General features: G+C 56.5%; 10 protein-coding genes. 9 read left to right on the top strand and 1 reads right to left on the bottom strand.

The window, feature by feature from the left end; all coding sequences use genetic code 11:
• Positions 1–110 precede the first annotated feature (110 nt).
• Together BKG60_RS28015 and BKG60_RS31800 are read left to right on the top strand one after the other, a co-directional pair.
• Entirely contained in the window at positions 111–1,898 is a 1,788-nt protein-coding gene (locus BKG60_RS28015; RefSeq protein ID WP_075910234.1) for an AIPR family protein, read from the top strand.
• A 2-nt stretch (positions 1,899–1,900) separates the two neighbouring features.
• Complete coding sequence (locus tag BKG60_RS31800) at positions 1,901–2,551, top strand: hypothetical protein (protein WP_131827537.1); 651 nt, start codon at positions 1,901–1,903, stop codon at positions 2,549–2,551.
• 55 nt (positions 2,552–2,606) lie between these two features.
• Here BKG60_RS31800 and dndA read toward each other — a convergent pair whose 3' ends face one another.
• Complete coding sequence (gene dndA, locus BKG60_RS28010; RefSeq protein ID WP_070946311.1) at positions 2,607–3,794, bottom strand: cysteine desulfurase DndA; 1,188 nt, start codon at positions 3,792–3,794, stop codon at positions 2,607–2,609.
• A gap of 92 nt (positions 3,795–3,886) precedes the next feature.
• On the opposite strand from dndA, the gene dndB reads away from it, so the two are divergent.
• From dndB to BKG60_RS27980, 7 genes are all read left to right on the top strand, one after another.
• Positions 3,887–5,035, top strand: a complete 1,149-nt coding sequence (gene dndB / locus BKG60_RS28005) for a DNA sulfur modification protein DndB (protein ID WP_070946310.1) — start codon at positions 3,887–3,889, stop codon at positions 5,033–5,035.
• Positions 5,032–6,567 carry a DNA phosphorothioation system sulfurtransferase DndC gene (dndC, locus tag BKG60_RS28000; RefSeq protein WP_120765050.1) on the top strand — a complete coding sequence of 512 codons (1,536 nt, stop codon included), beginning with the start codon at positions 5,032–5,034 and terminating at the stop codon, positions 6,565–6,567. Before dndB ends, dndC begins: the two co-directional genes overlap by 4 nt.
• The gene (gene dndD / locus BKG60_RS27995; protein WP_070946308.1) at positions 6,564–8,537 is read left to right on the top strand and encodes a DNA sulfur modification protein DndD; all 1,974 of its coding nucleotides are present in this window, start codon (positions 6,564–6,566) and stop codon (positions 8,535–8,537) included. The genes dndC and dndD overlap by 4 nt, the downstream gene beginning before the upstream one ends.
• 3 nt (positions 8,538–8,540) lie before the next feature.
• Positions 8,541–8,933: a DNA sulfur modification protein DndE gene (gene dndE / locus BKG60_RS27990; RefSeq protein ID WP_070946307.1), complete on the top strand. Its 393-nt coding sequence runs from the start codon at positions 8,541–8,543 to the stop codon at positions 8,931–8,933.
• Entirely contained in the window at positions 8,930–10,378 is a 1,449-nt protein-coding gene (locus BKG60_RS27985) for a DNA phosphorothioation-associated putative methyltransferase (RefSeq protein ID WP_070946306.1), read from the top strand. Before dndE ends, BKG60_RS27985 begins: the two co-directional genes overlap by 4 nt.
• 563 nt (positions 10,379–10,941) lie before the next feature.
• Complete coding sequence (locus BKG60_RS31795) at positions 10,942–11,661, top strand: hypothetical protein (RefSeq protein WP_131823418.1); 720 nt, start codon at positions 10,942–10,944, stop codon at positions 11,659–11,661.
• A gap of 3 nt (positions 11,662–11,664) precedes the next feature.
• Complete coding sequence (locus BKG60_RS27980) at positions 11,665–13,896, top strand: ParB N-terminal domain-containing protein (protein WP_070946305.1); 2,232 nt, start codon at positions 11,665–11,667, stop codon at positions 13,894–13,896.
• The last annotated feature ends 27 nt before the right edge of the window (positions 13,897–13,923 follow it).

Below are 13,923 nucleotides of genomic sequence, written 5' to 3'. Positions count from 1 at the left end.
GCAAGGTTGCTTCAAAAACGCTGCATGACGCCAGTGACTTCCGGGGTTCCAGAAGGCGGACGTGTACCGATACTCTCGACGTCACAATTAGTCGCAATTAGGGGGAGTGCGTGTCCAAGAGTTCGATGGCGGACCTCATTAGACGCGAGGTCGGAGAGATACAAGAGAATTATCCTGGCCTGGCCAACGCTGGAGACGCATTTGCGATCTGGAGCATCGCATTCCTACATCGACTGACGCATGACGAGGCCATCGCGTGTGCTGCAACGCGTGGGGCGGCGGGCACAGGGGATGGTGGCGTAGACGGTGTAGTGATCGACGAAGCTGACGGTGTCGTCTACTTGCTCCAGTGTAAGTTCGCTGAGAGTGATTCGGTGTCCTTCGATGCCACCGCCCTTAGCGAACTTGATACTGGTCTTAGCCGCATGCTGAGCCCTATTTATGCCGCGGAGCTTGGCGGGGAGTTCGAGAAGAAGGCAGAGCAGGTCCGAGCGGCGCTGTCTGGCGATGCGGACCTGGTGCTCCAAGTCGTAGTTATGGGCAGTGCTAGTCCGTCGCTTCAGTCAGCTGTTGGGGCAGTTTCGTCAGACACTTCAGATCTCCGCGTTCAGGGAGAGCTGTGGGATCTGGGTCGCCTCGACAGTGAGGGCACAGAGCGCGACACCGTTCGTGATCTCTCGGGTCTGGACGTCCCTTTCACGACTGTTGGTGCGTTCCTCGATGTGCCGACACCGGCGGTTGAGGGGCTTACTTCCTACGGGGTTGTGGTGGTCGACGGGCATTCGCTCGCAGAAGCCGCCCAGTTGTATCGTGCACGACTAGTAGATATGAACGTCCGATACCAGCTCCGCAAGACAAAGATCAACGATGCGATCGCGGAGACTGCTACTAACCCCGCTATCCAGGCGCAGTTCCTTGTCCTGAATAATGGCTTGACGATCGTGTGCGAGGCGATTTCGTCGCATGACGATAGCCGTGTATCTCTGCGCAACCCACAGATCGTAAATGGCGCACAGACCGCCCTTACCCTTGGTGATAATATCGAGAATATCACTCCCGGCGCCGTAAACGTTCTCACGCGCGTCATGGTGGTGGACAAGTCAATTGCAGAGGGTACCGAGCTCGCTCGGAAGATCTCGGAGGCCACAAATCGACAGAATCCGGTTAGCAGCGCTGATCTGAAGGCACACGACCCGCTGCAGATTCGGATAGACGCTGATCTGCGCAGACTTCCGGATAATTGGTTTTATGAGCGTCGTCGTAACAGTTTTGCATCGCTGTCGGTATCGGAAAAAAAGCGGTACCTTGATGTAATCACCAAAGAAGATCTTGGTCAGCGTTACCGCGCAATGATTGGGTACCCGGCGAAATCGATCACCACCAAAGCCACTATCTTCGACTCGACATCGCTTTACGGCAGGATTTTCGACGAATCTATCCGTGTTGAGATGTATGTGCTGGCGCACCAACTCTTCGCTTTCTACTACTCGCTATTGAACAAGCCAAAAGCCGCATTACGGATGGAGATTTTTGCGGACTTCGGCGAGGAAACGCGCCTGCTATTCATGCGAGCACGAAACCAATTCGCAGCGCATGGAACGGCCCTGGCGTACTTTCTCTTGGAGCGCCGCTACGGCACGCTTGAACCTCGGCGCGCGTATGAAATAGCGCTTGACGCTCGGAACGGCGGCAGCATATATCGCCCGCTGCATCAACTTGTGGTAATGACATTGGTCAAGTGGGCGGTGTCCCGTCAGCAGAGTGCTGTCGAAAACGGCGACCCGTTCGACATTAAAGATGAGTTTGAACGTGCTGATGCTTTCAATGTTATTTGTCAAGACGCGAAGATGGCTGCGCAATTTTACCGCGCGCAGACATTGGACCTTCTGCCGGGTTGAGCATGAAGAAGTTCCTGCTGCGACCGGCAGTTTATATAGCGTTATCGGCCGTAGGGCTGACTTGTGCAGCGCTCTTGGCGGGCATTCCGCTGATTATGAAGGGTTTGCCGGCCTGGATTTACATGCTCGTGCTTGGTCTTTTACTGATATCCCAAACAGGTCAGATGGTGTCCTTTTTTATTGCGCACAGCGAGCTGAGCGCTGAAAGGGTGAGAGTATCCCGCCAGCTTGCACTTGCCGGCCTCGAAGCAATTCGTAACGCTGTGATTCCTGCAATTGAGGCGGATGCGGTGCGTCAAGCTCATGAGTTAGACATAAAATGGGCAGTTCGAGTGCGCAGCGTTGAGGATGAAGTTCTCTTGTCATCCTCGCGAGTCGGTGGGCTGGACACTGAGAGCTTTCGCCGGCTCGATGCCTCGGGTGCGCTGGTGCGGGTAGTTTCTAGTGTGAGGAATTCACGCGGTTCTTGCGACGTTCGTAGAGTTTTCGGCGGCTGCCAGTCTCAAGCCGCAACCGGATTCCGTTACGAAGTTTTCTATGAACTACCCGGATCGATCTCTGAGCGAGAAGGAAGGGTCCTAGGCGGAACATTGCTGGCAGCACTCCGAGACGATGCGATAGTTGGGTTTATTGCTACCAGGCTGCTCCGATAAGCGACATTGGTGCTAACTGTTCTGGCGTAGAATATGCTCGCGAACCACATATCACTCATCGTAATGATGCGAGCCTGCGTGCCATTTCGGCAAGCGGCACGTCGTTGGTTTCGGCTCCCCACGATACTCTGAGCGCGCCGGCAATTCTGTCATCTGACAGCCCTGCGGCAGTGAGAACATGACTCGGTTCGTAACTTTGAGATGTGCAGGCCGAGCCATTCGAGATAGCGACAACATCCTTGAGGGCGACAATTGCAGCTTCAGAGTCGATGCCTGGCACTGAGAAGTTAAGTGCGCTCGCGATGGTTCGTGAAGGATCTCCGTTAAGGGCAATGCCCAGGGGCTCAAGGGCATCGAGCAGTTCACGCTTGGTGTCTTGGCACACGCGTGTTCGTTCAGCGGACTCCTCTGCGGCAAGTTTCGCGGCGAGACCAAGCCCGGCGACGAGTGCGACGGGAAGGGTTCCAGGTCGGAGACCACGTTCTTGTCCGCCTCCATACATAAGGGGTTCAAGCGGCGGACGTTTGAACCCTCGCCTGCGAGCGATGAGCGCCCCGATTCCCTTGGGTGCGCCAATCTTGTGCCCGGACAATGATATTAGGTCGATGCGGGGCTCGCGAAGCAGATCAATCAGTTTGCCAAAGGCTTGTGCCGCGTCGACATGAAAGTACGCCTCGTGATTTGCGAGCACTGAGGCGATCTCGTTGACCGGCTGAATTACCCCAGTTTCGTTATTCACGGCCATGACGCTGACGAGCAGCGTGTCTTCGCGAACCGCCGCCTCAACTCGATCCGCCGAGACCCAGCCGCCCTTGTTTGGGGGAAGAAGCTCAACGTCAAATCCCCGCTTGCGCAGAACTTCTAGTGGTTCCAGTACAGCCTTATGTTCGATTTGAGTTGAGATGATGTGGCGCTTGCTCGTTGCGATCCCATGGCTCTCGAGACCGAGAATTGCGATGTTGTTGCTCTCCGTCGCGCCGCTGGTAAAGACCACTTCATCAGACTTTGCGGAGACAACTGCGGCTACCTCTGCACGGGCTCGGTGGACCCGCTCTTTTGCGACCTGCCCGTAGGTATGGGTACGGCTGCCAGCGTTGCCGAACTCATAGGACAGGTATGCCATCACCTCCTTGGCCACCCTTTCGTCGACGGGGGTGGTGGCATTGAAGTCCAGGTACACCGGGCGTAGCGACGACTGTCCGGCTGGATCAGAGGGCTTGTCGGTGGCGATCGTTACCGTCATGGCAGCAGCGTAGCTCCGGGTACGGACAATTGTTCGGAACCAGATCCGCGTTTTGTTTGGAAGTTCTGATCCATACATGGTAGGACGAACACATGGCTCAGCCTGAGGTAGCCGCTCCGCAACACTCGATCGACGGTGGCGCGCTCGATGAGTTCAAGTACGTATTTCCTGCGATACGCGGTGTCCAGGCTGGACGTGAGTACTACGTCACGATGTGTCCGCTGCGGCTGATCCCACGTCTCTTCCTGTTCAACGAGGAAGAATTGCCCCCAGAGATGCGTGCACAACGTCAACTCAACAAGGCGCGAGTGCCGGAGATAGCGCGGTACATCATTGACAACCCGACCAGCTACATCTTCTCCGCATTGACCGCATCAGTGAACGCGGACGTACGCTTCGAGTCCATCGCCGGAAGCAATGGTCCCGCGGAACGCGTCGGTACTCTCACGATTCCGTGGTCCGCCACCTTTGTGATTAACGATGGCCAACATCGCCGAGCGGCCATACAACAAGCGCTCGCCGAGAACCCCGCGCTTGGTGACGAGACCATCGCGATCGTGATGTATATCGACATCGGGTTGGATCGATGCCAGCAGATGTTCGCTGACCTCAATCGATACGCGATTCGACCGGCCAAGTCGATTGGGGTCCTCTACGATCACCGAGATCCGCTGGCAGCGATCTCTCGGCTTGTCGTCTCGCAGAATCCGCTGCTCAGTGATCTGACCGAGATGGAGACAAGCAACCTTGCGCCACGCTCGCGCAAGCTGTTCACGCTGTCCGCGCTTCATACAGCTACTGCGGCGCTGCTCAATGAGATTGAAGTCGACTCACTGACGGAGCGCGTTGACCTTGCTGCCCAGTATTGGCGCGTGATCGCCGATCAGTTCCCAGCTTGGCAACAGGTCTACCGCGGCGAGATCTCCGCGGGCGAAGTTCGTCAAGACTTTATCCACACACACAGCATTGCGTTGCACGCCCTAGGTCGTGTCGGCAACTCACTCCTCCGTACAAGTACCCAGCCGTCTGTATGGGAGAAGCGCCTGAAGAAGCTGCGCACCATTGATTGGCATCGCAGCAACTCAATCACCTGGGAAGGCCGAGCTACAAACGCCGGCAAGGTAAGCAAGAGCCGTACGAACGTCGAACTAACGACCGCCTACATCAGGACCACGCTGGGAATGCCATTGCCGCCCGATGAGCAACGCGCCGAGGATAGCTTCACCCAAGGGGGAAAGTGATGACCAAGTTGCCAATTCGCCCAAGGTCGGCCTTCGACGACCTTGGCTTCGCGGGAACCGTCGATGCACTGGTGTCTCAAACACAGCAGCTCTACCTCGCCGATGGGGTGCCGTGGGTCGTCGGATACTCGGGCGGTAAGGATTCGACCGCTGTACTGCAGATCGTCTGGCTTGCACTCGCCGGCCTCGACCCCTCGCAGCGGACGAAACCCGTGCATGTCATCAGCACAGACACCCTTGTAGAGAATCCGGTCGTCGCCGCCTGGGTCACTCACTCTCTCGAGGTCATGGGGGAGCAGGCGAAGGCCCAAGGCCTGCCAATTACACCGAACCGTCTGACGCCCGCCGTCACTGATACGTTCTGGGTCAACCTCATTGGCAAGGGCTATCCGGCGCCGCGACCAAAGTTCCGGTGGTGCACAGAGCGTCTGAAGATCAAGCCATCAAACACGTTTATTCGCGAGATGGTTCGGGCGCACGGTGAAGCGATACTTGTTCTCGGTACGCGCAAGGCGGAAAGCTCGGTTCGGTCAGCTCGAATGACCGCGCTCGAATCACGCAGAGTTCGAGAACTGCTGAGCCCGAATGAATCCCTGCCCAACGCGCTCGTCTACTCGCCTGTCGAGAACTGGTCGAACGACGACGTATGGACTTTCCTGATGCAATCGTCGAACCCGTGGGGATACTCAAACAAAGAACTGCTGACGATGTATCAAGGAGCCTCCCCGGATGGCGAGTGCCCGTTAGTCGTCGACGCCAGCACACCGAGTTGCGGCGACAGCCGATTCGGCTGCTGGACTTGCACTCTCGTCGAGCAAGATAAGTCGATGGCGGCGATGATTCAGAACGACGAGGAGAAGGAATGGATGCTGCCGCTTCTCGAGCTTCGCAACGCCCTCGATGTGGCCGATGATCGTCATCTGCGGGATTTTCGCCGGATGAACGGGTCAGTTCAGCTATTTCACGACAAGCCGATTCCTGGTCCATACACGCAGACAGCGCGTGAGGACTGGCTCCGGCGTCTCCTGGAAGCCCAGGCGTGGATCCGTGAGAACGGACCAGATTATGTGCGCAGTTTGGAGTTAGTAACTCCCGCTGAGCTCGAAGAAATCAGGCGCATCTGGGTTGTCGACAAGCACGAGTTTGAAGACCACCTTCCGGGCATTTACGAATCAGCGATGGGTGAGGCGTACCCCGGAAAGCCACTTGACGAACACCTTCCCCTCGGTGCGAACATGATCAGTGCGCTTCAAGAAGTGGCAGGTGGGGATCGCCTTCATTTTGAACTAGTGCGTGAGCTCTTGGACATTGAGCAACGGCACCGCGCACAGGTCCGTCGCGCCGGATTGTTCGAATCACTCGAAAAGGCACTTCGCCGAGGCTTCTACGACGACGAAGCGGACGCGGCCTCACGAGCTCGAGAACGCAAAGCAGCCTTGGAGCGGGTTCCGGAGGAGAGCGACGCGATGCGCCCCGATCCACTCGACGTCGCCGACGGATACGTGCGTATCACATCAGGCTCTGACGCATGATCCTCAACAAGCTCGTTCTCCATAACGTGGGAACATTCGCCGGCAGACACGAAATCGACCTGACGCCAACGTCACCCAAGAAGCCGATAATCCTGATTGGCGGCCTCAACGGTGCAGGTAAGACCACCATCTTGGAGTCGATCCAACTTGCTTTGTATGGCCCGTTAGCGCAGGGCCCGGCACGCCGAAATGGCAGCTATGACAACTACCTTCGAGGTCTCATCCACCGTGGCGTACCGGTCAGCGATGGTGCGGCAATCGAACTGACCTTCACAGCACATCAGGAGGGTGCTGCACACACCTACTGGTTGCGCCGCAGCTGGAAGAGCACCGGCGCTTCGATACGCGAGATATTGAACGTATCGGTGGATGGAAGACACAACCAATCGCTGACCTCGACCTGGAGCGAACATGTCGAGACCTTCTTGCCCCGCGGCATCGCTGGACTGTTCTTCTTCGACGGTGAGCAAATAGAAGCCCTTGCAGATCTAGAACGCTCGCGCCAGGTGCTCCGTTCAGCGCTTGCGGCTCTCCTCGGACTTGATCTCGTTGATCGGCTCAGCACCGATTTGGCGGTGCTCAAACGACGGCATCGCAGTGCCCAGGTTCCTGAGAGCCTCGGGCAGGAGATCGATGATAAGAGGCAGCTAGTCACCGCTCTCCGCCAAGCAGAAGAGTCTGGCCATGAAGCCGAAGCTGCTCGCCGCAGCGAAGTCGAGCGCTACGAAAAACTGTATTTCGAGGCAACCGAGGCGTTCCGTGCTGCTGGTGGTGACCTTCTTGAGCGGCATGAGTCCTCCGAAGCCGCTGTGGCGAAAGCGCGAGCGAGTCTGGCACGCTGTGAAGACGAGATCCGCCATGAAATGGCTGGGAGCGCACCACTTCTTCAGGTCACTGGCCTCCTCAACCGGCTGATTGCCCAGGTAAACATTGAAGAGGGCGCTAAACGTGCCGCACTCTTGTCGGATGCACTTCTTGCTCGTGATGACGCCGTGCTGGGAAAGCTTAGGTCTGCGAAAGTCGAAGCTGTGGCGATCGAAGAAGTTCAGCGCTATCTGGAGGCCGATCGCCAAGAACGTGATTTGTCTTCGACAACTGACGCCATAGTGGAGTTCGGTCCACCGGTTGCTCTTGAATTCCTCTCAATGGAGAATCTCCCCAGCGTAAAGAGACGGCTGCAAGATTTGGTGCATCAGCGCTCGCAAATCGTGGACGAGCTGGATCAGGCGGAGCGGATGCTTGCTGCGATACCCGACCCTGAAGCGTTGGCTCCCCTGCAGGAACAGCGTGAGGATGCTCGAACTGCATTGCTTCGGGCCGAAGCGGCGCTTGCGTTGGCGAGCGAATCGCTTCAGTCAGCACAGAATTCGCGTGTGAAGGCACACTCAGCCTACGAGGCTGCGCTCGACAAAGTGGCTCACGAGAATCTCGCAGCCGATGACGACCGTAGGATGGTTGACCATGCGGATCGCGTCAGTGCAACGCTGAACCAGCTGCGTGTCGCTGCGACACGGCAACACCTCGGTCGAATATCCCAGTTGGTTCTTGAGGCTCTAAATGTCTTGCTACGTAAGCAAAACCTGATCGCCGATGTCCAGATCGATCCGGAGACGCACTCGGTCTCACTAACGGGGTCTGACGGTCGTCCATTGCCGGCGACGGATTTGTCGGCAGGCGAACGTCAGCTGTTGGCTGTGGCGCTACTGTGGGGCTTGGCGAGGGCCGCCGGCCAGCCGCTGCCGGTCGTAATCGATACGCCGCTAGGGCGGTTGGACGGCACCCACCGTGAACACTTGCTTGAGCGCTACTTCCCGCAAGCCAGTCACCAGGTCGTGTTGCTGTCGACTGACACCGAGATCGATGATGAAGCGCTCGATCGGATTACTAAAAGGGTTGGTCGCTCGTATCAGCTCGTGTTCGATTCAGCCACTAATGCGACGTCCGTCGAAAACGGCTATTTCTGGGGGTGAGGCATGCCTGTTGACCATATCCGCGTGTCCCAGACGGCACGTGATCAGCTGATTACATTGAAACGCAGGACGGGTATCGCGCATTGGAATGTGCTGTGTCGGTGGGCGTTATGCCGATCACTGGCGGAAGCTGCGCCGCCGCCCGTCTTGAAACTAGCGTTCGACAGCACAGTCGAGATGGATTGGCGAACCTTCGGGGGCGATCACGGTGATGTATTGTGGGCGCTGCTTCGTTTGCGTTGCCACGAAGACGGACTGGAGCTGGATGACGAAACCCTGGCCCAGCAGTTCCGGTTGCATCTTCACCGGGGGATCAGCTATCTCGTCGGTGATCCACGTGTCTCCGATGTAGCCGGTCTCGCGAGTGTGGGATTGAGCGACCCGCCGGCCGCATGAGCGTCACTGGCGTTGCTCGGCATAAGACCGCGCTGACGCGAACCGCGCTTTCGCGGCCGATAGCCCGGGCAATGACTGATGGGTTGTTGGAGAGTGGCTGTGCCGTATTCGATTACGGTTGTGGCAAGGGCGACGATGTTCGCCATTTGCGGTCGTTGGGGTTCGATGCCGACGGTTGGGATCCCACACACCGGCCGACTGTGCCTCGCAAGGCTGCGCCGATCGTGAACCTCGGCTACGTAATCAACGTTATCGAGAATCCAGCTGAGCGAATCGAAACTCTGCGTTCTGCGTGGGGACTGACAGAGCGGCTGCTCATTGTCTCGGCTCGAATGACATGGGATGCCCGCGACTTGGTTGGTCGTCCAATGGGTGACGGACTACTCACGCGTTCGGGGACATTTCAAAAGTTCTATGACCAGCCCGAACTCGCGACCTGGATCGAAGGTTCGCTTGGCGTACATCCCTACGCCGCGGCTCCCGGAGTTTTCTACCTGTTTCGGAATGAGACGGATGTGCAGTCATTCCTGGCATCGCGGGTCTATGCATACCGTCCGCGGATCCGTGTCTCTCCGGAGACGTTGTTCGAGACTAACCGCGAAGCGCTCGCACCTCTCCTCACCTTCATGAGTCAACATGCGCGCACGCCGAGGCCGGGCGAGCTGCCCGTAGAAATGACGGAGCCAATCCGGGAAGCTCTAGGCGGGCTCGGCCGGGCTCAGCGGCTGATCCGACAGGTTACCGATGACGGCTATTGGGACCAAGTCACGATCCAGCGTCGAGCTGAGTTATTGATCTACGTTGCGTTGTCCAGATTCCGTAGACGCCCGCGCTTTTCGCAGTTGGAACGTTCGTTAGCCACGGATATCCGAACACTGTTCGGCACTTACAAACAGGCCTGCCTTGAAGCAGACCGCATGCTGGTCGCCTGCGGGGACCAGGCGCTGCTTTTGCTGAACGCGCGCAGCTCGAAGGTCGGCAAGCAAACTCCAAGTGCGCTGTATGTCCATCGGTCGGCGATGGGCGAGATCCCGCCGATGCTGCAGGTATTCGAGGGCTGCGCCCGAGTGTTGGCTGGAACAGTCGAGCATGCCAACATGATCAAGCTGTCGGTTACTGAACCTCAGGTCTCTTACTTGACATACCCGACATTTGATAAGGATCCACACCCGACACTGCGCTCAGCGGTGACCGTTAACCTCCGTCGACTGAGCGTCGACTGGCGTGACTACAGTCGCAGCGAGAACCCGCCGCTGCTCCATCGCAAGGAAGAGTTCCTTGGTGTTGATGACCCCAAGCGCGCCCTCTACGAACGCCTGACGCGTGCCGAAATGCGGGCGGGGTTGTACGACCACCCTGAGCGAATTGGGACCCTGAAAGGGTGGCGGGAGATCTTGGCTACATCAGGTGTTGACCTGCGTGGTCACCGATTAGTTCGTGCGTAAACGCGACCATGGTCGGATCAACAATTGCGTATTTCCGGAACGCGTGGACGGCAGCAAAAGCGCTCGATCGTCGTCTCGGGTCCACTGCAGCCCCTAACGGCGCAAGCCGTCGTTTACTGGCTAACACAGCCGCCGAATGAGACGAGTAACGAACGCCGTCCGCGGGTCTCCTACTTTCCACTGAAGTGCAGACGCCGGACCACCGCCGAGTTTTCCCAGAAACGTGATCGGTTCGACCGCTTGGATGGCCACCTACTCGTTTGCGCTCAGTTGAGTGGTGTGCGAGACGCCCTGATTACATCGGGCACAGTCGCGTAGCCGAACGAGTGAGCGCAGTCTGATGCCCGTTCTACCCGCAAGTGGGTAGCCCACGCAGGTTGCGACGGACGCCTTGCACGGGTAGCGCCCGGAAGTTGCCGGCCGTCAACGATGGCCGGCAACGGTCTGGTCGGCTCTCTGACGTCCAGGCAAGTGCACTTGTGACAGGATAACGTCGCGAGAGTGGAAGACTGTGTCGACTACGAACTCACGGATCTGGTTATGCATCGACAAGGACCGACTTCATGACTCATCCCGGCGCAACCCGGTACTCGATGCTCGATGTTAGTGAGGCGCCGGAGGCTCCAGGTATTTACGCTTGGTATGCCGCGTTTCGCGCAACTGAGCAGGATTGGCAATTTCAACCTGGTCCCACCGGAGATGAAGCGCTCGGGCCCTTTGCGGAGCTAATATGCCGGTATGGCGGACAGTTTGAACCGCTCGCCGTTCAACTGTCGGGCCAAGGCGCCTATGGGGCGCGATGGCGGGGTGATCTCGCGGTAGATTTTCCGTTCGCAGAGGGGGGATCATCATCCGGCCATAACGACGGTGGCGAGTCGGCCCAACAAACGCATCCGAGGATTATGAAGGCAGTTGAAACGCCGGGAGCGAGAAAAGTCGTAGCTAAATTGCTAGAGCACGCGACCCCAACGTTCAGCACACCTTTGTATATCGGAGTAGCAGAGGACTTGAGGCGAAGGTTAACAGACCATAAGAAGAGCTATAGTAAGGCGATGAGTTGGCTTCGCGACCATCCTGAGGACATCGCTGCTATAAAATTAGCTGGCAAATCTTTTGGTGAACGCGCCGCAGCTAGAAATATCGCGATGGAAAGACTTGAGGTGTGGGTGATAGATCTCGAGGAAGAATTGAGCGAACTTTCTTCGGAGCAATTGCGTGAAATGGCTGAGTCAGCTGAATGGATATTGCACCGGATCTATTCACCAATATTGGGGAGGCGATAATCAATGGTGTTTGGCGCTGGTAAGAAGCTCGAATTTAGAGATTATGTACAGGGCACATGGGGGGTTTTTAATACCCCCGCCGGGCAGGTTTCTTACGTTCTAACCAAGGCCCGCCTAGGAGAAGATTCGGCAGAGCCCGAGCGGCAGCTAACAAAGAGCTTATCGCCGGTTCGTGAGATAATGGAGCCTGACAGTCTTGATTTCAACCAACTGCTGCAACGGGATCTTGACGATCATCGGGTTGCCATCAAGTTAATTCCGTACCTCCTTGAAAAGAAGCCGACGGGTCCGGCATTCTTTCCTCCCATTGTTGCAATCTTACTACCCTTCAAAAATAAGAAGCCCACGAAGTTTCCTGCCCTCGGCGCCTCGTCTGACACGGTCGATGATGATGGAACGCGGTGGCGCGAGGAGAAGGCGGGGTCGGCATTCAAGGTACAGCAGTTACTGGATGTCGACGGACGTCTTCATCCTGTGAATGTTGGAAAACTCTGGTGGAATAGTACCGAGGCAAAGCTCGTGGTCCTCGACGGACAGCATCGCGCTATGGCGCTGCTGGCTATTGAGCGGACGTTGTCGAATAGTTGGGCCGATTCGACAGGGGCCAAGTATCGCTCCTTTTATGAAAATGAAGTTACCAAGCAACTTAAAAAGGGTGGTCAAGGAGCGCTCGATCTAGCTTCGATCGAAGTGCCTGTGGCTGTGTGCTGGTTGCCTGCTGAAACTGGCGAAAATGCTCGGGCTCACGAGGCTGCACGAAAACTATTTGTTGACGTGAACCGAGAAGCCCGACCGCCGTCTGAGTCGCGCATTATTCTTCTGTCGGATGCAGAACTTACCAACATTCTAACTCGTAGAATGTTGAGTGAACTTCGTTCCGATGACACAGATCGGTTACTGCCACTAATAGCAGTCGAGTATGACAATCCCATTGTAAATACTAGCAGGCCTGCAAGATGGTCTGTGGTCACCAACATTCACCTCTTGAAAGAAGCGGTTGACTGGTGCATATTTGGACCCGCTAAATTGCTTTCGAATGTGGATGTGCGAAAGTCGCGAGGGCGTCCCAATAAAATTGACCGCGATGCTTGTATGCGGGAACAACTTCAGACCGACTCACTGTTTCCGAATCAATTTGAGGATGGTGGTTACACATATCGGCGTGACGAGCTCGGTAATGAAGATTTTCCTCTGGGGCAGGTCGATAAGATCTCGGATCGTTTCGCAGCGACTTGGGGAGAGTCCTTTCTTTTGTTGCTATCGTCTGTCCGCCCGTATTCGGCACATGTCGATGCGCTACAAGAGTTGAAAGACAACTGGCATCGAGACGAGACATCGCTAACTCTTGCGTATGATGCATTGTTCGGTGGTGTAGGCGTGTACTGGACCTTAAAAGATAGCTATGAACATTATCTGTCGAACGGAGCGAAGGGGCAAAAATCCGACGTGGTGGTGGCTTGGGAGGCCATTCTGAAGCGAGAGGGAGTATTTGAGAGCTATCGTGCAAATCAGTATATGGGCGGGGCGTCGGACGGCTTGCTAAAGAAATCGAAAGCTGCGTATGCCGTGCTAAATACCCAAGCTTGTCAGCTGGGCCTATTGCTCAGTTTGGGTACACTTTGGGAGCTCCGTAAAGATGCCAACGCTGCCGTGCTGGACGAGTTGCCCATTCTGGCGGCGGCAATGGTCGATGGCCTGAACAATTATTTTGATCAAGATCATGGAAAAGCTGCTGATCGACGTTTGGCGTTGAATAAGGCAGAGGTAACGCATCCCCTGAATCAGATCCAGAACATGGATGCGCTTCAAGCCGTCTATTTCCGCTATTTCTGGTTAGAGATCTTATCCTCTGACGCGGTTTGGCCTCATATTGCTGCATGGGTTCCGGACAAGGTTGTTTTTGATCAGAAGCGCAACAGGGGTCGGAGCTTCTACTTCAACCTACTATCCGAGCAACACTTAAAAGCGCTAGCGACCAGCAATCCTGGGCAGGCGGCAGCCGGTCTGAAGAATGATGCTGAAGCGGCTGCAAAAAAGTCTCTTCAGAGGGCGCTCGCAAAATGGTGCGCCGTCGATGAGTCTGAATTTTCTCAATGGTTTGATAATCGAACCGATGTCGGCGATTCGACCCAACCAGACGACGATGGTGTAACCAAGGTCAGGCCGGAAGATGATTTGTCGGACGACAATGCCGATGGTGCAGTTACGAGTCTCGAGGAGCTGCTTGGCGACTGATATTCAGCAACCCCCATCTGCGAACCG

This window comes from Mycobacterium syngnathidarum, assembly GCF_001942625.1.
In the GTDB taxonomy this organism is placed as follows: Bacteria; Actinomycetota; Actinomycetes; order Mycobacteriales; family Mycobacteriaceae; genus Mycobacterium; species Mycobacterium syngnathidarum.
This window is presented reverse-complemented; position numbering and strand designations above follow the sequence as displayed.

Excerpts from the sequence above, each read along its gene's own strand:
- dndE (WP_070946307.1), top strand. The coding sequence starts at position 8,541 with ATGCCTGTTGACCATATCCGCGTGTCCCAGACGGCACGTGATCAGCTG.
- BKG60_RS31800 (WP_131827537.1), top strand. The coding sequence starts at position 1,901 with ATGAAGAAGTTCCTGCTGCGACCGGCAGTTTATATAGCGTTATCGGCC.
- BKG60_RS27985 (WP_070946306.1), top strand. The coding sequence starts at position 8,930 with ATGAGCGTCACTGGCGTTGCTCGGCATAAGACCGCGCTGACGCGAACC.
- BKG60_RS27980 (WP_070946305.1), top strand. The coding sequence starts at position 11,665 with ATGGTGTTTGGCGCTGGTAAGAAGCTCGAATTTAGAGATTATGTACAG.
- dndD (WP_070946308.1), top strand. The coding sequence starts at position 6,564 with ATGATCCTCAACAAGCTCGTTCTCCATAACGTGGGAACATTCGCCGGC.
- dndA (WP_070946311.1), bottom strand. The coding sequence starts at position 3,794 with ATGACGGTAACGATCGCCACCGACAAGCCCTCTGATCCAGCCGGACAG.
- dndB (WP_070946310.1), top strand. The coding sequence starts at position 3,887 with ATGGCTCAGCCTGAGGTAGCCGCTCCGCAACACTCGATCGACGGTGGC.
- BKG60_RS31795 (WP_131823418.1), top strand. The coding sequence starts at position 10,942 with ATGACTCATCCCGGCGCAACCCGGTACTCGATGCTCGATGTTAGTGAG.